General features: G+C 71.7%; 23 protein-coding genes. 16 read left to right on the top strand and 7 right to left on the bottom strand.

Annotation, left to right across the window (positions count from 1 at the left end; genetic code table 11):
* Window positions 1-71: 71 nt before the first annotated feature.
* Window positions 72-854: an alpha/beta fold hydrolase gene (locus tag J7I97_RS26630; RefSeq protein WP_214939366.1), complete on the bottom strand. Its 783-nt coding sequence runs from the start codon at window positions 852-854 to the stop codon at window positions 72-74.
* A 134-nt stretch (window positions 855-988) separates the two neighbouring features.
* Here J7I97_RS26630 and J7I97_RS26625 point away from each other — a divergent pair, with 134 nt between their 5' ends.
* The gene (locus J7I97_RS26625) at window positions 989-1,558 is read left to right on the top strand and encodes a TetR/AcrR family transcriptional regulator (protein ID WP_214939363.1); all 570 of its coding nucleotides are present in this window, start codon (window positions 989-991) and stop codon (window positions 1,556-1,558) included.
* A gap of 87 nt (window positions 1,559-1,645) precedes the next feature.
* Complete coding sequence (locus J7I97_RS26620; RefSeq protein ID WP_308369403.1) at window positions 1,646-2,626, top strand: phosphatidylinositol-specific phospholipase C; 981 nt, start codon at window positions 1,646-1,648, stop codon at window positions 2,624-2,626.
* Here the strand turns inward: J7I97_RS26620 and J7I97_RS26615 are convergent.
* From J7I97_RS26615 to J7I97_RS26595, 5 genes are all read right to left on the bottom strand, one after another.
* On the bottom strand, window positions 2,623-4,059 hold the full coding sequence (locus J7I97_RS26615) for a cell wall metabolism sensor histidine kinase WalK (RefSeq protein WP_214939360.1): 1,437 nt from the start codon (window positions 4,057-4,059) through the stop codon (window positions 2,623-2,625). The genes J7I97_RS26620 and J7I97_RS26615 overlap by 4 nt on opposite strands.
* A complete protein-coding gene (locus tag J7I97_RS26610; RefSeq protein WP_214939357.1) occupies window positions 4,056-4,790 on the bottom strand; it encodes a response regulator transcription factor in 735 nt (244 codons plus the stop codon). The genes J7I97_RS26615 and J7I97_RS26610 overlap by 4 nt, the downstream gene beginning before the upstream one ends.
* A gap of 49 nt (window positions 4,791-4,839) precedes the next feature.
* Complete coding sequence (locus J7I97_RS26605) at window positions 4,840-5,958, bottom strand: S1C family serine protease (protein WP_214939354.1); 1,119 nt, start codon at window positions 5,956-5,958, stop codon at window positions 4,840-4,842.
* A 159-nt stretch (window positions 5,959-6,117) separates the two neighbouring features.
* Entirely contained in the window at window positions 6,118-7,140 is a 1,023-nt protein-coding gene (locus tag J7I97_RS26600) for a LacI family DNA-binding transcriptional regulator (protein WP_214939351.1), read from the bottom strand.
* Between the two features lie 59 nt (window positions 7,141-7,199).
* Complete coding sequence (locus J7I97_RS26595; RefSeq protein WP_214939348.1) at window positions 7,200-7,979, bottom strand: response regulator transcription factor; 780 nt, start codon at window positions 7,977-7,979, stop codon at window positions 7,200-7,202.
* A gap of 481 nt (window positions 7,980-8,460) precedes the next feature.
* On the opposite strand from J7I97_RS26595, the gene J7I97_RS26590 reads away from it, so the two are divergent.
* The 13 genes from J7I97_RS26590 (at window position 8,461) to J7I97_RS26535 (ending at window position 18,227) form a co-directional block, all read left to right on the top strand.
* Window positions 8,461-8,715 carry a MoaD/ThiS family protein gene (locus tag J7I97_RS26590; protein ID WP_030718384.1) on the top strand — a complete coding sequence of 85 codons (255 nt, stop codon included), beginning with the start codon at window positions 8,461-8,463 and terminating at the stop codon, window positions 8,713-8,715.
* A gap of 10 nt (window positions 8,716-8,725) precedes the next feature.
* Window positions 8,726-10,246: a hypothetical protein gene (locus tag J7I97_RS26585; RefSeq protein WP_251059192.1), complete on the top strand. Its 1,521-nt coding sequence runs from the start codon at window positions 8,726-8,728 to the stop codon at window positions 10,244-10,246.
* 114 nt (window positions 10,247-10,360) lie between these two features.
* Window positions 10,361-11,077, top strand: a complete 717-nt coding sequence (locus J7I97_RS26580; RefSeq protein WP_214939346.1) for a DUF2993 domain-containing protein — start codon at window positions 10,361-10,363, stop codon at window positions 11,075-11,077.
* Between the two features lie 155 nt (window positions 11,078-11,232).
* Window positions 11,233-11,322, top strand: a complete 90-nt coding sequence (locus J7I97_RS40445; RefSeq protein WP_350875872.1) for an Ms5788A family Cys-rich leader peptide — start codon at window positions 11,233-11,235, stop codon at window positions 11,320-11,322.
* 220 nt (window positions 11,323-11,542) lie between these two features.
* Window positions 11,543-12,388 carry a sulfurtransferase gene (locus J7I97_RS26575; protein WP_214939343.1) on the top strand — a complete coding sequence of 282 codons (846 nt, stop codon included), beginning with the start codon at window positions 11,543-11,545 and terminating at the stop codon, window positions 12,386-12,388.
* Between the two features lie 58 nt (window positions 12,389-12,446).
* A complete protein-coding gene (locus J7I97_RS26570) occupies window positions 12,447-12,737 on the top strand; it encodes a DUF1416 domain-containing protein (protein WP_214939340.1) in 291 nt (96 codons plus the stop codon).
* A 115-nt stretch (window positions 12,738-12,852) separates the two neighbouring features.
* Window positions 12,853-13,116 (top strand): DUF3099 domain-containing protein, encoded by a 264-nt coding sequence (locus tag J7I97_RS26565; protein WP_214939337.1) that lies wholly within the window; start codon window positions 12,853-12,855, stop codon window positions 13,114-13,116.
* 136 nt (window positions 13,117-13,252) lie between these two features.
* On the top strand, window positions 13,253-13,990 hold the full coding sequence (locus J7I97_RS26560; RefSeq protein ID WP_214939334.1) for a hypothetical protein: 738 nt from the start codon (window positions 13,253-13,255) through the stop codon (window positions 13,988-13,990).
* Window positions 13,987-14,880: a hypothetical protein gene (locus tag J7I97_RS26555; protein WP_251059191.1), complete on the top strand. Its 894-nt coding sequence runs from the start codon at window positions 13,987-13,989 to the stop codon at window positions 14,878-14,880. Before J7I97_RS26560 ends, J7I97_RS26555 begins: the two co-directional genes overlap by 4 nt.
* Window positions 14,877-15,821 (top strand): hypothetical protein, encoded by a 945-nt coding sequence (locus J7I97_RS26550; protein ID WP_308369402.1) that lies wholly within the window; start codon window positions 14,877-14,879, stop codon window positions 15,819-15,821. Before J7I97_RS26555 ends, J7I97_RS26550 begins: the two co-directional genes overlap by 4 nt.
* A gap of 266 nt (window positions 15,822-16,087) precedes the next feature.
* The gene (locus J7I97_RS26545; RefSeq protein ID WP_214939331.1) at window positions 16,088-16,660 is read left to right on the top strand and encodes an FABP family protein; all 573 of its coding nucleotides are present in this window, start codon (window positions 16,088-16,090) and stop codon (window positions 16,658-16,660) included.
* 91 nt (window positions 16,661-16,751) lie between these two features.
* Window positions 16,752-17,225: a Fur family transcriptional regulator gene (locus J7I97_RS26540; RefSeq protein WP_214939329.1), complete on the top strand. Its 474-nt coding sequence runs from the start codon at window positions 16,752-16,754 to the stop codon at window positions 17,223-17,225.
* A gap of 33 nt (window positions 17,226-17,258) precedes the next feature.
* Entirely contained in the window at window positions 17,259-18,227 is a 969-nt protein-coding gene (locus tag J7I97_RS26535) for a folate-binding protein YgfZ (RefSeq protein WP_214939326.1), read from the top strand.
* A gap of 15 nt (window positions 18,228-18,242) precedes the next feature.
* Here the strand turns inward: J7I97_RS26535 and dtd are convergent, their stop codons facing one another.
* Window positions 18,243-18,668 carry a D-aminoacyl-tRNA deacylase gene (gene dtd / locus J7I97_RS26530; protein WP_214939324.1) on the bottom strand — a complete coding sequence of 142 codons (426 nt, stop codon included), beginning with the start codon at window positions 18,666-18,668 and terminating at the stop codon, window positions 18,243-18,245.
* A gap of 161 nt (window positions 18,669-18,829) precedes the next feature.
* On the opposite strand from dtd, the gene J7I97_RS26525 reads away from it, so the two are divergent.
* Entirely contained in the window at window positions 18,830-19,501 is a 672-nt protein-coding gene (locus tag J7I97_RS26525) for an AmfC protein (RefSeq protein WP_251059190.1), read from the top strand.
* Window positions 19,502-19,530: the final 29 nt, after the last annotated feature.

The raw sequence follows: 19,530 nt of genomic DNA, 5'->3' as shown, positions 1-19,530 counted from the left end.
GTTCCCCCCGTTCCCCCGTTCCCCCGTTGCCCCGTTCCCCCCGTACCCCCGTGACGGAGGGACCAGAGGGATCAGAGGGCGGCCAGGAACTTCCTGACGGCCTCGTGGAAGCCCGCCGGATCCGTGAACGGCAGGAAGTGGTCCGCGTCGAAGGGCGTGTACGTGGTCCCAGGGCGCCGGGAGACCATCGTGTCGGCCGTGGCCTGCGGGAGCGCCTGGCTGCGGGTGCCGTGGATCACCAGGGCCGGGCAGCTGCTCGCGAGCCAGGCGTCCCAGTGGTCGCCGCGGCACTGTTCGACGGAGTCGAGCATGTCCTGCGGGTGGAACGGCAGCCGCCAGCCCTCCCCGCCGGGGAGCGGGCGCAGCGCCGGGGCGACGAACTGGGCGCCCACCGGCCCGGCCGCGTCCAGGAGTTCCTCGCGGGTGGCCGCCGTGTACTTCATGGCCCGGAGGAAGTCGAACACCTCGCCTCCCCTGGGGTCGATCTCCACGGTGGCGTCTACGTCGATGAGCGCGTGGACCCGCTCGGGGTGGGCGGCGGCCAGGTGGTAGGCGTTGAGCCCGCCGAGGGAGTAGCCGAGGACGGCCACGGGTGCGTCGAGGCCGAGGTGGTCCAGCAGGGCGACGGAGTCGGCGACATAGCCCTCGCGGCTGTAGTCGGCGGCCCGGTCGGAGTCGCCGTGGCCGCGCTGGTCGGGGGCGATGACCCGCCACTCGTCGCCGAGGGCCTCGGCCAGGCCCGTGAACGCGGCCGCCTCGGACAGGCCTCCGTGGAGCGCGAGCAGCGGGCGGCCGGGGCCGCCGAAGTCCAGGTAGGACAGGGTGCGGTCGTCGATCTTCAGCTCCTGGCGCATGGCGGTTCCTTCTCCCCTGTGTGCGGGCCGGTGTGTGCGGCGTCCTGCGGCTTCAGCCTGCCAGGATTTGGGCAAGCGCGCAATACGTATGTCTTGGGCGGTCGCCCAAACGGGCTCGCGGCTACGATCCCGGCATGGGAAATCGCGAGGACCTGCTGGCCGGAGCGCGCCGCTGCCTGGAGGAGAAGGGGTATCTGCGCACCACCGTGCGCGATATCGCCTCGGCGTCGCAGGTGAGCATGGCCGCGATCGGCTACCACTTCGGCTCGCGCGACGCCCTGCTCAACCAGGCGCTGTTCGCGGCCATGGACGAGTGGTCCGCGGGGTCCGGCCGGCTCGCCGGGCGGGGCGACACCGTCGAGGAGCGGTACGCCGACACGTGGGACCGCAAGATCCAGGACTTCGGTGACATGCGCTGGCTCTGGATCGCCTCCGTCGAGGCGTTCGTCCACGCGCAGTCCTCGCCCGAACTGCTCGCGACCCTGGCCGCCGGCCAGCGCCAGTCCCGCCGTATGGTCGCCGCGGCGCTGCGGGGCGTGTCCGAGGAGGCGGTCGCCGAGGACGACGTACGGGCCCTCGGGTCGGTGCACCTCGCCCTGCTGACCGGGGTGATGGTGCAGGCGCTGACCGACCCGGAGCAGGCGCCCGACGGGCGGGAAATCGCCCAAGGTCTACGCAGGATGGCGGAGTTGCTCGAAAGGTAGCCCCTACCGATGGGTAGTAAAGGCTGGTGCCGCACGCCATAATCCCGTCCCAATCACTGGGTCGGCAAAGGGGCGGGCATGGGCGGCGTGGGCGCGGGCATGGGCAGAGGCACGGGCGGGGACGCGCTTACGGGAGTAGCCGCAGACGCAGCCGTATGCGCAGGCGCAGCCGTAGGGGCCGGCGCGGGCCTGCGCCGGCGCGGGTTCCTGGCCGGGGCGCTCGCGGCCGGCGCCGCCGTGGCCCTCGGGGCGGCCGGGGCGGGAACAGCCGCCGCCCAGGCGCTCGGCACGCAGGACTGGATGGCCGGACTCGGGGACTCCACCGCCCTCCAGCGGATGACCATCCCCGGCACCCACGACTCCGGCGCCCGCCAGGGCGGACTCTACGTCGCCTGCCAGAACACCTCGATCGCCGAACAGCTGGACTCCGGCATCCGCTTCCTGGACGTCCGCTGCCGGGTGACCGGCGGATCGTTCGCGATCCACCACGGCTCGTTCTACCAGGGCCTGATGTTCGGCGACGTCCTCGTGGCCTGCTGGAACTTCCTCGCCGCGCACCCCTCCGAGACCGTCCTGATGCGGCTCAAGCAGGAGTACTCCGAGGAGAGCGACGCGACGTTCCGCGCCGTCTTCGACGACTACCTCGACAACCGGGGCTGGCGGCCGCTGTTCCGGATCGCCGACACCCTGCCCGCCCTCGGGCAGACCCGCGGCAAGGTGCTCCTGCTTCCCGACAACGGCGGCCTGCCAGGCGGCCTGCGCTACGGCGACGGCAACGTCTTCGACATCCAGGACGACTACATGGCCGAGCCGTTCGCCAAACGCGGCAAGATCGAGAACCAGTTCCGCAAGGCCGTCCAGCAGCCCGGCAAGCTCTTCATGAACTACACCAGCACCTCGGCGTACATGCCGCCGCGCTGGAACTCCGACCGGCTGGACCCACAGGTGCACGCCTTCGTCGACGGCTCGGAGATGGCCGGCCGGACCGGGCTCGGGATCGTCCCGATGGACTTCCCCAACACCCGCTCCGGCCTGGTCGCCTCACTGATCCGGCACAACCCCGTTTAGGGCCTGCCTTCGGCCAGGTCCGGCGGCGGGGCCGGCGCGCCCGGGATGCGGAGCACCGCCTCCGTGCCGGGGCCGCCGCCCCGCGCCGCCCGCAGCTCGGCGCTGCCGCCCGCGCGCTGCACCGTACGGGCCACGATCGACAGGCCCAGCCCGCTGCCGGGCAGCGCCCGGGCCGACGGGGACCGCCAGAACCGCTCGAAGACGTGCGGGAGGTCGTCGGCGGGGATGCCGGGCCCGTGGTCCCGTACGGTCAGCTCGCCCGCGCGCAGCGACACCTCGACGGCGCCGCCAGCCGGGCTGAACTTCACCGCGTTGTCGAGGACGTTGACCACCGCCCGCTCCAGCGCGGCCGCCTCACCCCGTACGTACCAGGGCGCCAGATCGGAGGTGAAGCTCAGCTCGGGGCCGCGCAGCCGGGCGCGGGACAGCGCGCTCTGGGCGACCTCGTGCAGCGCGACCACCTCCAGCGGGCCGTCCGCCAGGGCGTCCGGGCGGGACAGCTCCTGCAGATCGCCGATGAGCGCGGCCAGTTCCGTCATCTGCGCCTTGACCGAGGCCAGCAGTTCCCTGCGGTCCTCGGGCGGGATGGCCCGGCCGGTGTCCTCGCTGCGCGCGAGCAGCTCGATGTTGGTACGCAGCGAGGTGAGCGGGGTGCGCAGCTCGTGCCCGGCATCCGCGATCAGCTGGGCCTGCCGGTCCCGGGAGGAGGCCAGCGCCGCCGTCATGGAGTTGAAGGACCGCGACAGCCGGGCGATCTCGTCCTCGCCCTCGTCCGGGATCCGTACGGTGAGGTCCTCGGTCCGGGCGATGTGCTCGACGGCGCCGGTGAGTTCGTCGACCGGCCGCAGACCCGTACGGGCCACCCACAGGCCGGCCGCGCCCGCGCCGACGACGCCGATGCCGGAGACCAGGAGCAGCACCCAGGCCAGGGTGGACAGCGGCTTGTCGATGTCGGCCAGCGGCTTGGCGATGGAGATCGCGAAGACCGGGCCGCCCGGGTTGGCCCGCACGGACATGGTGTAGACGCGCATCTCGACGCCGTCGGTGGTGGTCGCGTCGTGCAGGGTCCTGGACCGCTCGCCCGCCGCGACCTCCGTGTCGGCCGCGGTGACCGGGAGGGTCGGCAGTCCGCTCACCCAGCAGTGGGTGCCGTCGGCGGTGACGATCTGGACGGTCGCGTTCAGGTTCCCGGCGATCTCCTGCGTGGGCTCGGCGGCGGGGCGGTTCACACAGCCCTCGCGCAGGGTCCGCAGCACCTCGGCGGACGCGTTCGTCGCCATCAGGGACCGGTCGAGCTGGTCGCGCAGCTGGGCCCGCACCATCACCCAGCAGACGGCGGCGACGGCCGCGACGGCGACCGCCACCGCGACCGCGACCAGCAGCGCGAGGCGCGAGCGCAGGGGCAGCCCGCGGAATCTGGCGGCGGGGCTCACTCGGGGCCGCTCTCGCCGGCCCGCAGTACGTAGCCCACCCCGCGCACAGTGTGGACCAGGCGGGGCTCGCCGCCCGCCTCGGTCTTGCGGCGCAGGTACATCACGTACACGTCCAGGGAGTTGGAGCTCGGCTCGAAGTCGAAGCCCCAGACGGTCTTGAGGATCTGCTCGCGGGTCAGGACCTGCCGCGGGTGCGCCAGGAACATCTCCAGCAGTGTGAACTCGGTGCGGGTCAGCTCCACCGGGCGCCCGGCCCGGGTGACCTCGCGGGTGGCCAGGTCCATCCGGAGGTCACCGAAGGCCAGCGCGTCCTCGGGCGCCGCGCCGCCGGCCGCCGGGGCGGCGTACGAGCTACGGCGCAGCAGGGCGCGGACGCGGGCGAAGAGCTCGTCCAGCTCGAAGGGCTTGACCAGGTAGTCGTCGGCTCCGGCGTCGAGGCCGGTGACGCGGTCGCCGACGGTGTCGCGGGCGGTCAGCATCAGGACCGGGGTGACGCTGCCGGCGGCGCGCAGCCGGCGGGCCGCCGTCAGGCCGTCCATCCGGGGCATCTGGATGTCCAGGACGATCAGGTCGGGGGCGTAGGAGGCCGCCTTGTCGAGGGCGTCGAGGCCGTCGACGGCGGTCTGCACGCCGTACCCCTCGAAGGCGAGGCTGCGGCGCAGGGCCTCACGTACGGCCGGCTCGTCATCGACGACGAGGATGCGCTGCGGGTCGCCTTCGGCGGGAATCATTGGTCTCCCCCAGGGGTGGTGGTCGGTGCTACCAGGCTCGCACGGGGGCTCAGTAGGAGGTGCCGAAGCCGTTGGTGCCGTTGCTCTCGGTGTTGCCCGTGCTGCCGCCCTTGCGGAGGGAGCCGAGGTCGGCCTTGATCGTGTTGACGGGGATGGCGAAGCCGAGGCCGACGCTGCCGGCGGTGGAGCTGTCACTGGAGGGGGAGTAGATCGCGGAGGGCATCCCGACGATCTCGCCGTTCATGTTGACGAGGGCTCCGCCGGAGTTGCCGGGGTTGAGGGAGGCGTCCGTCTGGATGGCCTTGTACGAGGTGGTGTCCGAGCCGGTCTTCCCGTTGAACTGCTGACCGTCGTACGAGAACGGCCACTGCTGCCGCGACGGGGACTGCTGCTCGGACTTCGGTACGTTCACCTCGCGGTTCAGCGCGGAGACGATGCCGCTGGTGACCGTGCCGGTGAGCCGGTCGGGGGAGCCGATGGCGACGACCTGCTCGCCGACCTTGAGGCCGCCGGAGTCGCCGAGCCTGGCCGGCTTGAGGCCGGAGGCGCCCTGGAGCTTGATGAGGGCCAGGTCCTTGTCGGGGTCGGTGCCCACGATCTTGGCGCTGTACTTCTTGCCGTCGCTCATCGTCACCTGGATCTCGGTGGCGCCGCTGACGACGTGGTTGTTGGTGACGATCTCGCCGGCGGCGGTGATGACGACGCCGGAGCCGGTGCCCTGGCCGGAGGCGGTGCGGGTGTCGATGCGGACGACCGACGGGCTGACCTGCTCGGCGACGCCGGAGATGGTGCCGCTGCCGGTGTTGGAATGGGAGACGTTGGTGCCGCTCACGCCGCCCACGCCGGTGGCCTTGTCGCCGAACAGCTGTTCCACGGCGGCGGCGGTGCCGCCCCCGATGAGGGCGGCGGCGATCGCGACGGCCGCGAGCAGCGCGACGGGGCGCTTGGCGCGGGCGCCGGCGTGCGAGGGCCCTGCGGGGGCTGCCGGGCCCTGGGAGTCACCGCCCCCTGGGGGAACCGTTTCGCCCTGGATCACCGGGGGCTGGTGCGCCTCGTGCCACCCGGGTGCGGCGGGCGGGTACGCGGGCGGCGAGGGGTAGGCCCCGGCCGCGGTCTCTTGTGCGAGGTGCTGCGGGTACTCGCCTTCGCGGCGGTGGCTGTCGGTCATGACTGTGACTCTGTCCGTGCTTCATGAGAGCTCCCTGAGTCCCCGCTGAGAAGCCCGACAGAACCGCGTATGCCCCGTATAAGGCCGGGGCGGGGAGAAGCACCGCGCAGCGGCCGGTGGACGGAGTCCGGGCGGAAGGGCCCGTAAACGACCGGCCGGTCAGCGGCAGCCGCAGGACCGCCGGATGACCAGCGCCGACGGAAACTGCTTCAGGCGTTCCCGGCGGGAGCCGGCCACCCGCAGGCCGTCGTCCAGGACGAGGTCCACCGCCGCGCGGGCCATCGCCGGGCGGTCCGACGCGATCGTCGTCAGCGGCGGATCCGTCAGCGCCGCCTCCTTGACGTCGTCGAAGCCGGCCACCGCAAGCTCACCCGGTACGTCGATGCGAAGCTCCCGTGCCGCCCGCAGCAGCCCGATCGCCTGGTCGTCCGTGGCGCAGAAAATCGCCGGCGGGCGGTCCGGGCCGCTCAGCACCTCAAGGGCGACGCGGTAGGCGTCGTAGCGGTTGTACGGGGCCTGGAACAGCCGGCCCTCGATCGAGCGGCCCGACTCCAGCATCGCCCGGCGCCAGCCCTCGACGTGGTCCGCGACCGGGTCGCCGACCTCCGGGGTGGTCTCGACGCCGCCGAGGCAGGCCACGTACTCGTGCCCGTGTTCCAGCAGGTGGCGGGTGGCGAGCTGGGCGCCGCCGATGTCGTCCGTCACGACCGCGACGTCGTCGATCGCCTCGGGACGCTCGTGGAGGAGGACGACACGGGCGTCCCACGCCTCGATCTCCGAGGCCGCTCGCTCGCTCATGCCCTGGCTGACCAGGATCAGGCCGGACACCCGCATCCCGAGGAACGCCCGCAGGTAGTGGACCTCGCGCTCGTCCCGGTAGTCGGAGTTCCCGACCAGCACCATCTTTCCGCGCTCGGCGGCGGCCTGCTCGACCGCGTGCGCCATCTCCGCGAAGAACGGCTGGCGGGCGTCCGGGACGATCATGCCTATGAGGTCGGTGCGCCGCGAGGCCATCGCCTGCGCGACCCGGTCCGGGCGGTAGCCCAGCTCCTTGATCGCAGCGAGTACACGCTCGCGCGTGGCCGGGGCAACCGGCCGGGGTCCGTTGTTGATGACGTAGCTCACGACGGCGGTAGAGGTACCCGCAAGTCGCGCCACGTCATCCCGCGTCACCTTGGCCACGCGCGGAAGTCTACGCGGGGTGACCTACCTCTGGGCAGGGCGTCCTGCGGACTGGACGTTCACCGGGTTTCCTCCATCCGGGTGACGGCCGCCGCGGCCTTCGCCGCCTGCTGCTGCGCCGCCTGCTTCGCGGCCTGGGCGGCCGCCTCCGCCGCGGCCCGTTCGACCTTCTCCGGCGTGACGAAGCGGTAGCCGACGTTGCGGACCGTTCCGATCAGCGACTCGTGCTCGGGACCGAGCTTCGCGCGCAGCCGCCGTACGTGGACGTCCACGGTGCGCGTGCCGCCGAAGTAGTCGTAGCCCCAGACCTCCTGGAGGAGCTGGGCGCGGGTGAAGACCCGGCCCGGGTGCTGCGCGAGGTACTTCAGGAGCTCGAACTCCTTGAAGGTGAGGTCCAGGACCCGGCCCTTCAGCTTCGCCGAGTACGTCGCCTCGTCCACGGAGAGATCACCGTTGCGGATCTCCATCGGGGAGTCGTCCGAGCCGAGCTGCTGCCGGCCGGTGGCCAGCCGCAGCCGGGCCTCGACCTCGGCCGGGCCCGCGGTGTCGAGGAGGACGTCGTCGATGCCCCAGTCGGCGGTGACGGCCGCCAGGCCGCCCTCGGTGACCACGAGGATCAGCGGACAGCCGGGCCCCGTGGAGCGCAGCAGCTGGCACAGCGACCGCACCTGCGGGAGGTCGCGGCGGCCGTCGACGAGGATCACGTCGGCGCCGGGGGTGTCCACGAGGGCCGGACCCTCGGCGGGGGCCACCCGTACGTTGTGCAGCAGCAGGCCGAGGGCGGGCAGCACCTCGGTGGACGGCTGCAGGGCATTGGTCAGCAGCAGGAGAGAGCTCATGCCCGACCACCTGCCCCGGTCGGGCGGTTCTGCACGGTTCGCTGGTCCATCACGTCGGTTCCTCCTCGGTCCCGTCGAGGACTTTCGCGTTACCTGGCGGCGGTCCGGCCCCGCGCCCTGGGGCCCGGATCGTTACCAGTGTTCTCGGTTCGTTCAACGCGCTGAAAGCACAAAAGGACCCGGGGGCTACGTTGCCCGGATCCTCTACACCGCCAGAATAGCCCACCGGCCCTTTCCGGGCCGAGGCCTCTCACGTTCTCTCTTCTGTGGTTCGCGCCACCTCCGTCTCCTGCGTATGCCCGGGTTTCACCGGATCGATGGACCCGGCGCGGGCCGCCTGGGTGCACGCAGGGATGACGCGGCGATGAGGTGGGGAGGGCGCCGGGAGTGCCAGGGCAGGCCGGGGGCGGGGATGCGAGGGGTCATCATGGAGGCCGACGGTAGAGAGCCGACGGTAGAGAGCCGACGATAGGAGCGTGCAGTGGCAACCGGAACCATCCGCTACTGGGCGGCGGCCAAGGCCGCGGCCAAGACGGCGGAGGAGCCGTACTCGGCGCGGACACTGGCCGAGGCGCTCGACGCCGTGCGGGAGCGCCACCCCGGAGAGCTGACCCGGGTCCTGCTGCGCTGCTCCTTCCTCGTGAACGACGAGCCTGTGGGCAAGCGCCCGCACGATGCCGTCCTGCTGACCGAGGGGGGCACCGTCGAGGTGCTCCCGCCGTTCGCGGGCGGGTGAACGGGACCCCATGAGCACGCCCGAAGAACAGCAGTACCAGCAGCAGAACCAGAACCAGAACCAGGGCCAGGGCCAGAACCCGGAGCAGGACCCGTACGGGACGCAGACCTGGCAGTCGGACACCTGGGACACCGGTTACCAGCCGGTGCAGCCGCCGCTTGGCGGGGTGCCGGAGCAGCCGGTGGCGCCCGAGGGCTGGTTGCGGGACGAGGCGCCCGCGCAGGCCCCCGTACAGGACTGGTCGCAGGGCTCCCAGGCGGTCGCGGGTGCGTCGTGGCCGGAGGCCTCCCCGGCGGCCGCGGAGACCGCGTACCTGCCGCCGTACCAGGATCCCGGCCCGTTGCAGCAGCCCCCGGCCGTTCCGGAGGGCTGGTTCCGGGACGAGGCGCCCGCGCAGGCCCCCGTACAGGACTGGTCGCAGGGCTCCCAGGCGGTCGCGGGTGCGTCGTGGCCGGAGGCCTCCCCGGCGGCCGCGGAGACCGCGTACCTGCCGCCGTACCAGGATCCCGGCCCGTTGCAGCAGCCCCCGGCGGTCCCGGAGGGCTGGTTCCGCGACGAGGCGCCCGCACAGGCTCCGGCGCAGGAGTGGGCCGAGACCGCGTACCTCCCGCCGCAGGCGGCCGCCCCGGTGGAGCCCGAGCCGGGGGTGGCTTCGGCGGCCTCCGTGGCGACGGCCGGTCCGGCGGGTGCGTCGGCGGCCGCGTTGGGCGCGTCGGCTCCGGATGAGGAGCCCGCGTACTCCCCGCCCACCCTCGCAGGCAACACCCTGCGCGCCGTCGACCCCGCCCAGGCCCGTGCCGAGGGGCGGTCGCCGATCATCGATCCGGGCCCGCAGTCGGCCATACTGACCGCCGCGCTCGGGGTGCTGCTGGCCGGCGCCGCCGCCCTCGGGGACTACGCCCTGCTCGTGCCGCTGGTCGCCCTCCAGGGCCTCACCGCGGCCGGCTGGTTCCGCCTCAACGGCATGTGGCCGGCCCGCCAGGGCATCGCGCTCGCCTTCGCTGGGGCGCTCGTCGCCGACGGGGCGGTGCTCGCTGTGGACGACACGTACGGGCCCGGCGCGATCATCGGCACCATCGGCGCCTGGGTGCTGCTCACGCTCGTCCTCCAGCTGCGCAGCCACGCCGACCCCGACGAGCGGATGTACGGCCTGATGGCCTCGGTGGCCTCCGCCGCCCTCGCCATCGTCTGCGCCGGCTACCTGGCCTCCGACCCGGGCGCCGTCAGCGTCGGCGCGGCCGCTGTCGCGGTCGCCGTGTTCGCCCGCGCGCTGCCGCTGCCGCCCGCGCCCTCCGTCGGGGTCTCGCTGGCCGCGGCGGCCGGTGCGGGCATCGCGGTCGGCGGGCTCACCGCCGTCGGGGTGGGCGGCGGCGCGCTGATCGGGCTGGTCGCGGGGGCGTGCGCGCTGATCGGGCTGCGCGTGGCCGCGTACGACTACCCGTCCAAGTTCGTCCACATGACGGCCGGGGTGGCGCTGCCGCTGGCCGTCGCCGCTCCCGCCGTGTACCTGATCGGCCGCGTGGTCGGCTGACGGACCCGCCCGCCCGAACCCGCCGGTGCCGGCGGGTTCGGGCCCCCAAGGTCACGACATGGTCACGGCGTGGTCCACTAGAACGCACGTACCGATCTACAGGGGGAGGGACACGTGCGCTTTCTGCGTGTCGTTGTGATCATCGGAGTGATTCTGGGAGCGCTGTTCGTTGGCGCCGACCGCTGGGCGGCCGGTTACGCCGAGGACCGGCTGGCCGACCGCATCCAGGCCCAGGAGGGGCTGACCGGCAGCGCCGAGGTGGACATCCACGGGTTCCCGTTCCTCACCCAGGCGCTCAGCCACGACCTCGACCAGGTGGACCTGAAGCTCAAGGGCGTCGAGGCCACCTCCGACGGCCGCAAGACGCGGATCTCGGAGATCGACGCCAGCTTCCACGGGGTGAAGCTGAACGGCGACTACAGCGGCGGCTCCGCCGAGCGCGCGGAGGGTACGGCGCTCCTCACGTACGAGGACCTGACCAAGGCCGCGCAGACCGGTGTGACGGTGGCCTACGGCGGCGCGCCCGGCAAGGTGAAGGTGACGGCGAGGATCGAGTTCCTCGGCCGGATCTTCACCCGCAGCGTGGTGTCGACCGTCACACTCGTGGACGCCAAGGAGGCGAAGGGCGGCAAGATCATCCGGGTCCACGCCGACCAGGTGCCGGGCGAGGGCCTCCCCGGGATCGAGTCCGCGATCCGCAAGCGGACCGACTTCGACCGGCAGCTCGACAGCGGTCTGCCGGACGGTCTCCAGCTGAACTCGCTGACCTCGGACGGGTCCGGCGTACACCTCACCCTGAGCGGCTCGAACGTGGTGCTGGCCGGATCGTGAGACGGCGCGGTCCGATCCGCAGAAGGGCGCGCCGCAGAAGAGCCCCGGAGGCCTTGCGACGGCCGCCCTGGGTGCTTCGTATCTCGCGATTCGGACGATCCTGTCTCGGAATATGACACGCCGGTGACAGGGCGGCCGGATCGTCCCTACGATCCATGGCTATGAAGCATCAGCAGGCGGACCTCACGAAGCGGCGGGCAGTAGACCTGTGTCGCGTCGCCGCCATGCTCTGTCGATCCATGTGACCTGTGAGCGCGCCGCATTCCGTATGCGGCATCTGATGACACGCTCCATCAGCGCCGGTCGACGGCCTTCAGGCCCTTCCCGCGTGACCGCACCCGCCTCCTGACCCTGACGCCTCCTCGCGCAGGAGCTGCGAGGCGCACCCGGACGCACCACGCACCAGTACCACCCCGCAGCAGCACCAGCACTGCCCCGCCGCACACTGCCCCGGAGGAGAACATCATGAGCCGCAGCGACGTCCTCGTAGACGCCGACTGGGTCGAGGCCCACCTGAACGACGCCAACGTCGTCATCGTCGAGGTGGACGAGGACACGTCCGCCTACGACAAGAACCACATCACCAACGCCGTCCGGATCGACTGGAAGAGCGACCTCCAGGACCCGGTCCGCCGCGACTTCGTGGACCAGGAGGGCTTCGAGAAGCTCCTCTCCGCCAAGGGCATCTCCAACGACGACACCGTCGTCCTCTACGGCGGCAACAACAACTGGTTCGCGTCCTACGCCTACTGGTACTTCAAGCTGTACGGCCACCAGGACGTCCGCCTGCTCGACGGCGGCCGCAAGAAGTGGGAGCTCGACTCCCGCGACCTGGTCGACGGCACCGAGGTCCCGAACCGCCCGGCCACCCAGTACAAGGCCAAGGCCCAGGACGCCTCGATCCGTGCCTTCCGCGACGACGTCGTGGCCGCGATCGGCTCCCTGAACCTGGTCGACGTCCGCTCGCCCGACGAGTTCTCCGGCAAGCTGCTCGCCCCGGCGCACCTCCCGCAGGAGCAGTCGCAGCGCCCCGGCCACGTGCCGAGCGCCCGCAACATCCCGTGGTCGAAGAACGCCAACGACGACGGCACCTTCAAGTCGGACGAAGAGCTGACCGCCCTCTACCAGGCGGAGCAGGTCGACCTGGCGAAGGACACCATCGCCTACTGCCGCATCGGTGAGCGCTCCGCGCTCACGTGGTTCGTGCTGCACGAGCTCCTGGGCCAGGAGAACGTCAAGAACTACGACGGCTCGTGGACCGAGTACGGCTCCCTCGTCGGCGTGCCGATCGAGCTCGGCGCCAACAAGTAACCCTGCCGGGCACGCAGGGCCCGTACCAGTACGACCTCTCTAGGACAGGACAGAGAACATGTGTGGAGCACAGATCGGCGGGCCCGACCTCGCCACGCTCAAGCCCGGCGAGACCGCCATCCAGGGCCAGGTGACCAAGGACGGCGAGCCCATCAGCGGCTACGTCCGGCTGCTGGACTCGACCGGCGAGTTCACCGCCGAGGTTCCGACCTCGGCGACCGGCCAGTTCCGCTTCTACGCCGCCACCGGCTCCTGGACGCTGCGGGCGCTCGTCCCGGGTGCGCAGGCGGACCGCGCCGTCGTGGTCGCCGAGTCCGGCGGTGTGACGGACGTGGCGATCGCGGTCTGAGCACCGCACGCCTGAACGATTGACCGGCCGAAGGGCCGCACCCCCGGGGGTTGGACGCCACTGGATCGGGGTGCGGCCCTTCGCGCCGTCCGCCCCTCGCCTCTACCCTGGAGGCATGTACGCCCGGCGACGCCGCGTCTACTTCCTCCTCATGGGCGGATGCCTGTTCCTGTTCGTCTCCGCCTGGTCCTTCGTGCGCCTGTTCTCGGTGGAGGCGGCCGTGGCCCTGTGCGTCATCGCCATGGTCATCCCGCCGGTCGCCGCGATGATCGCGAACCGGCGCGGCCCGGACGACCGCTGGTGGGACGACCCCTCGGGCGATCCGAAGTCCGACGAGTGGTGGGACGAACTGGACGGAAAGCGGCGTCACGAGGACTGAGACAGGACTGAGACAGGACTGAGGCGCCCCGCTGCCAAACCGTGATCATGGCCCGTACAACTGCTCCCCACCGGGACGTGTCATGTGGGTGCGCGGGTAATCGAACCCGGCGCCTCTGTCCTGTGGGGGGACCTCCTTGGAACATGAACAAACCGCCCCGCGCCGCCACCGGGGGCGCACGCCGCTCCTGATCGCCGGCGCGGCCGTACTCGGCGTCCTCGCGGGCACGGTCACCGGCTACACGATCCAGTACGACCGCGAGCCGACCCCGCTGCCGCCGCTGGCGCAGCAGAGGATGGCCATGCCGCTGCCGGTCGCGGCAAACGAGGGGACGAGCCGGCGTTCCGTCAACGCCAACCGCTGGGACAAGGCCGACGAAGACCTGGTCAAGAAGCTGCTGGAGGCCCCGGACGGGGCGAAGGACGCCACCTCCGGGTACGAGTCCGCCGACGAGTTCGCGGCGTACTTCTACGAGCACCCCCGCGGCGGCTTCCCCGGCCTGATCTCCGACGGCGTGCGGCGGATCGCCACCGCGTCGTGGCAGCAGGGCGAGCACGACTTCGTCGAGATCCGGCTGCTCCAGTTCCAGGAGCGTTCGGGCGCGGAGAGCAACTACAAAGCGCCGTTCGGCTACATGGCGACCGACAAGTACGCGGGCAACAGCGGTTTCACCCTGCCCGGGGTGCCCGCGGACTTCGGCCACGGATGGCTCTTCAAGGTCAGCGAGAAGCCAGGGTACGTCCCCCTGCGCACGAGCCGGGCCATCGTCCGCCGCGGCGACATCGTCATGGACGTGGAGCTCACGAACAACCGCGGTGACCTCTCCGAACGCGAGATCATCGACCTGGCCAAGCGACAGATGGAGCGGCTGTGAGCGAGCAGCGAAACGATGCCGTGACCACGCCGGCCGTGACCACGCCGGCCGTGACCGAACCGGCCGTGACCGGACCGCATGCGGGCCAGGAACCGCATGCGGGCCAGGAGCCGCCCGCCTCCACGCGGCCCCCGCGCCGGGTGAGCCGCAAGGCGGCCGCCCTGGTCGCGGGCGGGCTCGGCCTCGCCGTCCTCGCGGGCGCCGGCATCTGGGGGTCGGGCAGGATCGACGCCGCGGACCGGACCTCCCCCGTGCAGTACTGGGTGCCGGCCGGCCCCCTCCCGACGGACGAGTCGAAGCCGGTCCCGAGCGTGCCGCGCAATGCCCTCATGGCCAAGCTGCTGCCGCTGCCCTCCGACGCCCACCTCGGCCCCGACCTCGACGACGAGGGCAACGACTTCTACGTCTCCGGCGAACGCGCGATGCAGAGCATGAAGGACTCCCGGACGGGCCTGTCCAGCAGCGAGCGCGCTGAGCGGGACAAGGCCCTGGCCGACCTGAAGCTCAAGGGCCTGGCCGGCCGCAGCTTCTACAGGCTCCCCGAACGGGACGTCACCGAGATCGAGCTGATGCAGGCCGACCCGCAGGCCCTGTCCTCCTTCTCGGACTTCAGCAAGAAGCTCCTCGTCATCCTGGAGAAGCTCGGCGGCAAGCGCGACGTGCCCAAGGTGGACGGCTTTCCCGAGGCCAAGTGCGTGCTGTCGGACGTCGTCGACGGACGGCAGGGCAGGGACGAGAAGGAAAAGCTCGACTCCCTCGACTGCGTGGCCCTTGAGGGCGATGTGCTGGTGAGCTTCCGGGCGTACGGGTCCCGGCTCGCCGTGAAAACCGCCGTTGACCTGTTCAAGCAGCAGCTGAACCACCTGAAGTCCCCCGGGGAGTCCGCGTGACCGAGCAGCACACCACCGGAGCCACCGGAGCTACGAGCGCCCTGTCGTCCGTGGACGTCGACGTGGACGTGGACGTGGACGCACCGGAGGACGCCGTCCCGCATGCCGTCCCGCCCGCGGTCCCGGCCACGCCGAAGGACCGCCGCAGGCTGTTCGCCGCCCTGCGCTGGACCGCCGCCGTGCTCGTCTTCGCGGCGGCCGGCGCCGGCGCCGCGTACGGGGTCACCCAGCCCGAGCGCACCGAGATCCCCGGGCTGTCGACCCTGCCCGACGGCCGCTGGAACTACCCGGCGCTTGCCATGCCCGAGCTGCCGCCCGGCGCCCCGCTGTTCAAGGACCTGGACAACAACAAGGACGGCACGCACTACGCGGCGCTGAGCGCGCTGCTGCTGACGGCTCCCGAGGGTGCCGAGCCGGACGACGGCCTCAAGGCGGACAAGGACGGAAAGGTGGCCACCGACTCCTTCCTGGAGGAGTACGCCTCCGAGAGCCGGCCGAAGCTGAAGGAGTCCCTTGAGTACGAGGGGCTGCGCCAGCTCGTCGGCCGGGGCTGGACCATGCCCGACGGCACCCGGACCCGTATCTACCTGCTGCGCTTTCACTCGTCCGGTTTCGTGGACACCTTCCCGGGCTGCAACACCGACACCCGGCTCGCCAGTGCCGCCGCCTTCGAGGTCGACACAGCGTGGAGCAAGGCCAAGTGGTCGCAGCGCAGCCCCATCGGGGCGGAGGGCTACGGCAGCTTCGGCAACCCCGGCACCCTCAGCATCAGCGATATCAGCCTCTACCAGGAGATCAAGCCCTTCGGTGACGAGCAGACCCGGCTCGGCTGCCTCCAGGCAGGTGACGTCCAGGCCGTGATCCTCCAGACCCGCAAGGGCGGCGCGGCCACCGTCCCCTTCCACCAGACGGTGATCCTGCAGAGCCAGCTGCTCAGCTGAGCGACGGGTTCGGCCTACCTCACAGAGTGCACCGGTCCCCGGGCCAGTAGGCTTGGGGACCGGCCCCGTATTGCCTTCCATACTCCGAGGAGCACCCCGTGCTTGAGGCAGTCTTCACCTCCCTGCTGGTCCTGGTCTGCGTCGGCGTTCTCGCCTTCACCGGCCTGGCCGTGAAGAAGCTGTACCAGGGCCAGCGCTGATCTCCCCGGATCAGCCGCCCGCCCGGACCCCGGAACCCCTCCCACAGATCGCCTGAGCAGCCATTCATGATCCAGATCCCGTCCGACCTGAACCCGGGCCTCGTCCCCCTCGCCTTCCTCCTCGGCACCTGGGAGGGCGCGGGCGTCTTCGACTACCCCGGTGAAGAGAAGTGCAACTTCGGCCAGGAAGTGGTCTTCGGCCACGACGGCCGGGACTTCCTGGAGTACCGCTCGCACACCTGGGTGCTCGACGCCGAGGGCAACAAGGTGCGGCCCCTGGAGTCCGAGACCGGTTACTGGCGCATCGACAAGGACCGCAAGGTCGAGATCGTCATGGTCCGCGACCAGGGCGTCGTCGAGATCTGGTACGGCGAGCTCGCCGACCAGAAGCCCCAGATCGACCTGATCACCGACGCGGTTGCGCGCACCGCGGCGGCCCGCCCGCACAGCGGCGGCAAGCGGCTCTACGGCTACGTCAAGGGCGACCTGATGTGGGTCGGCGAGAAGACCACCCCGTCCGTCGAGCTGCGCCCGTACATGTCGGCCCAGCTGAAGAAGGTCGTCTCCCCCGAGGAGGTCGCCGAGATGGCGCGCAACCTCCCGGACATGCCGGACGACGGGATCGCGTTCTTCCGCTGAGGCGGCCGGGCGCCGAGACGTCCACAGGCTGTGGAAGAAGGGGACCGCGGGCAGCCCGCGGTCCCCTTCGCGCGCTTACACTGGCCGGGTGGTGAGCACCGAGAGCACCGAAAGCCCCCAGGGCGGCACCGACTGGAAGAGCGACCTGCGGCAGCGCGGATACCGGCTGACACCGCAGCGCCAGCTCGTGCTGGAAGCCGTCGACACCCTGGAGCACGCCACCCCGGACGAGATCCTCGCCCAGGTGCGCAAGACCGCCTCCGGTGTGAACATCTCCACCGTCTACCGCACGCTTGAGCTCCTGGAGGAGCTCAAGCTGGTCTCGCACGCCCACCTCGGGCACGGCGCGCCCACGTACCACCTCGCCGACCGGCACCACCACATGCACCTGGTCTGCCGCGACTGCACCGACGTCATCGAGGCGGACGTGGACGTCGCCGCCGAGTTCACCGAGAAGCTCCGCGCGACCTTCGGGTTCGAGACCGACATGAAGCACTTCGCGATCTTCGGCCTCTGCAAGAAATGCGCCGCCAAGCACCGCGACGCCCGGGCCCAGGGGGCCTAGGGCACCCTCGGGGAGGGTCGTAGGCTTGGTGCCATGACCAGCAGCCCCTTGCTCCATCTTCCCGGCGCCGTACCCGCCGAAGGCCGTGACGAGGGCGTCGCCGCCCACTACGGAGAGCTCTACGGCGAACAACGCACCCTCGCCGACGGCCGCGGCTTCGTCGACCTCTCCCACCGCGGGGTCGTCACCGTCACCGGCCCGGAACGGCTGAGCTGGCTGCACCTGCTGCTCACCCAGCACGTCAGCGACCTCCCGGCCGGCCAGGCAACCGAGGCGCTGATCCTCTCCGCCAACGGCCACATCGAGCACGCGCTGTACCTCGTCGACGACGGCGAGACGGTCTGGGCGCACGTCGAGCCGGGCACGCAGGAGGCGCTGATCGCCTACCTGGAGTCGATGAAGTTCTTCTACCGGGTCGAAGTCGCCGACCGGACCGAGGAGTTCGCGGTCGTGCACCTGCCGGCCGGCTCCATCGCCGAGGTCGCCAAGGAGCTCGCGGTACGGGAGACCCCGTACGGCCGCGACATCTTCCTGCCGCGCGCCGAGCTGGAGGCGTTCGCCGCCTCCCACGGCCCGGCCGCCGGTCTGCTCGCCTACGAGGCCCTGCGCGTGGAGGCGCACCGGCCGCGGCTCGGCCAGGAGACCGACCACCGCACCATCCCGCACGAGCTCGGCTGGATCGGCACCGCCGTGCACCTCCAGAAGGGCTGCTACCGCGGCCAGGAGACGGTGGCCCGCGTCCACAACCTGGGGAAGCCCCCGCGCCGTCTGGTCTTCCTGCACCTGGACGGATCCGAGGTGCTGCTCCCCGCGCACGGCACGCCCGTCCGGCTCGCCGCCGACGGGGAGGAGGGCCGCCAGCTGGGCTTCGTGACCACTGCGGTCCGCCACCACGAGCTGGGGCCGATCGCGCTGGCGCTGGTCAAGCGGAACGTGCCGGTGGACGCGCCGCTGCTGGCCGGGAAGACGGCCGCCGCGCAGGAGGTCGTCGTAGCGCCGTAGCGTCGTATCGATGCACTAGATGTCGATGACGATGGTGAACGGGCCGTGGTTGGTCAGCGAGACCCGCATGTCCGCGCCGAACCGGCCCGTTTCCACCGTCGCGCCCAGCGCCCGCAGCTGCGCCACGACCTCGTCGACCAGCGGCTCGGCGACCGGTCCGGGCGCGGCCGCGTTCCAGGTGGGGCGGCGGCCCTTGCGGGCGTCCCCGTAGAGCGTGAACTGGGAGATCACCAGCAGCGGCGCGCCCACGTCGCTACAGGACTTCTCGGCCTCCAGGATCCGCACGGACCACAGCTTGCGCGCCAGCAGCGCCGCTTTCTCAGGGGTGTCGTCGTGGGTCACCCCCACCAGCACGCACAGTCCCTCGCCGACGATCTCGCCCACGGTCTCGCCGGCCACCACGACGCTCGCGCCGTCCACCCTCTGCACCACTGCTCGCATACCACCTGTGTACCAGGCGTGCACCCGTCCGGGGCCGATCGGGTGGACTGGGACTGCGTCGGCACCACGGAGAGTGGCACGATGCATGCAGGCGGTGCTGCCCATGGCCCTTCGGGCCCGGGGAGCCCCCATTCACCGGTCGAGGGGACGGATCCGTTCGTATGAATACCTCTGGTACCTCCGTACCTGCATCACCCGCTTCCGCCACAGCCACTGCCGGCGTCCTGCCCACCGCCCTGCCCGTTGCCGCGGTACGACCGCCCGCGCAGCGCACCGGCGAGGTGCAGGAGCCGTCCGGCCCGTCCGGCCCGGTCGTCGGCCCGGTCGTCGGCCCGGTCGTCGGTCTGGCCACCGCGCTCGGGCTCCCGGAGCTGCGGGCCCTGCGCCGCGACGCACAGCGCGACGAGGCCGATCTGAGCTACGTACGCAGACTTCTCCAGGGCCGCATCGACATCCTGCGCGCCGAACTGGCCCGGCGGTGCGACCCCGAGGCCCCGGTGTCCCCCGAAACGCCGGTGGTGGACCGGCTCTCGGAGATCCTCGCCGACGCCCCCTCCCGCCGCAGCGCCTCCGCCCGGCACGTCACGCTCGGCACCCCGCACAGCGAGGAATTCCGGCTGCTGGCGGCGGAGATGCTGTCCGACGTGGAACTCTCCGACCTTGCCGCGCGCACGGATGGCGAACTGCACGAGGGGATGGGCCGCCTGGTGCGGTACGAGCAGCAGGTCTCGCGGCGCCGCCAGCAGCTCCAGCGCACCGCGGACGACTCCAGCGCGGAGATCACCCGGCGCTACCGGGAGGGCGAGGCGCAGGTGGACGACCTGCTGGTGTAAGCGGCGTAAGCGCCCTGGAAAAGCAGGCG

The organism is Streptomyces sp. ISL-87 (assembly GCF_018614095.1).
GTDB lineage: Bacteria > Actinomycetota > Actinomycetes > Streptomycetales > Streptomycetaceae > Streptomyces.
This window is presented reverse-complemented; position numbering and strand designations above follow the sequence as displayed.

Excerpts from the sequence above, each read along its gene's own strand:
- J7I97_RS26595 (WP_214939348.1), bottom strand. The coding sequence starts at position 7,979 with ATGAGCTCTCTCCTGCTGCTGACCAATGCCCTGCAGCCGTCCACCGAG.
- J7I97_RS26585 (WP_251059192.1), top strand. The coding sequence starts at position 8,726 with ATGAGCACGCCCGAAGAACAGCAGTACCAGCAGCAGAACCAGAACCAG.
- J7I97_RS26565 (WP_214939337.1), top strand. The coding sequence starts at position 12,853 with ATGTACGCCCGGCGACGCCGCGTCTACTTCCTCCTCATGGGCGGATGC.
- J7I97_RS26625 (WP_214939363.1), top strand. The coding sequence starts at position 989 with ATGGGAAATCGCGAGGACCTGCTGGCCGGAGCGCGCCGCTGCCTGGAG.
- J7I97_RS26570 (WP_214939340.1), top strand. The coding sequence starts at position 12,447 with ATGTGTGGAGCACAGATCGGCGGGCCCGACCTCGCCACGCTCAAGCCC.
- J7I97_RS26605 (WP_214939354.1), bottom strand. The coding sequence starts at position 5,958 with ATGACCGACAGCCACCGCCGCGAAGGCGAGTACCCGCAGCACCTCGCA.
- J7I97_RS26525 (WP_251059190.1), top strand. The coding sequence starts at position 18,830 with ATGAATACCTCTGGTACCTCCGTACCTGCATCACCCGCTTCCGCCACA.
- J7I97_RS26575 (WP_214939343.1), top strand. The coding sequence starts at position 11,543 with ATGAGCCGCAGCGACGTCCTCGTAGACGCCGACTGGGTCGAGGCCCAC.
- J7I97_RS26545 (WP_214939331.1), top strand. The coding sequence starts at position 16,088 with ATGATCCAGATCCCGTCCGACCTGAACCCGGGCCTCGTCCCCCTCGCC.
- dtd (WP_214939324.1), bottom strand. The coding sequence starts at position 18,668 with ATGCGAGCAGTGGTGCAGAGGGTGGACGGCGCGAGCGTCGTGGTGGCC.
- J7I97_RS26535 (WP_214939326.1), top strand. The coding sequence starts at position 17,259 with ATGACCAGCAGCCCCTTGCTCCATCTTCCCGGCGCCGTACCCGCCGAA.
- J7I97_RS40445 (WP_350875872.1), top strand. The coding sequence starts at position 11,233 with ATGGCTATGAAGCATCAGCAGGCGGACCTCACGAAGCGGCGGGCAGTA.
- J7I97_RS26610 (WP_214939357.1), bottom strand. The coding sequence starts at position 4,790 with ATGATTCCCGCCGAAGGCGACCCGCAGCGCATCCTCGTCGTCGATGAC.
- J7I97_RS26630 (WP_214939366.1), bottom strand. The coding sequence starts at position 854 with ATGCGCCAGGAGCTGAAGATCGACGACCGCACCCTGTCCTACCTGGAC.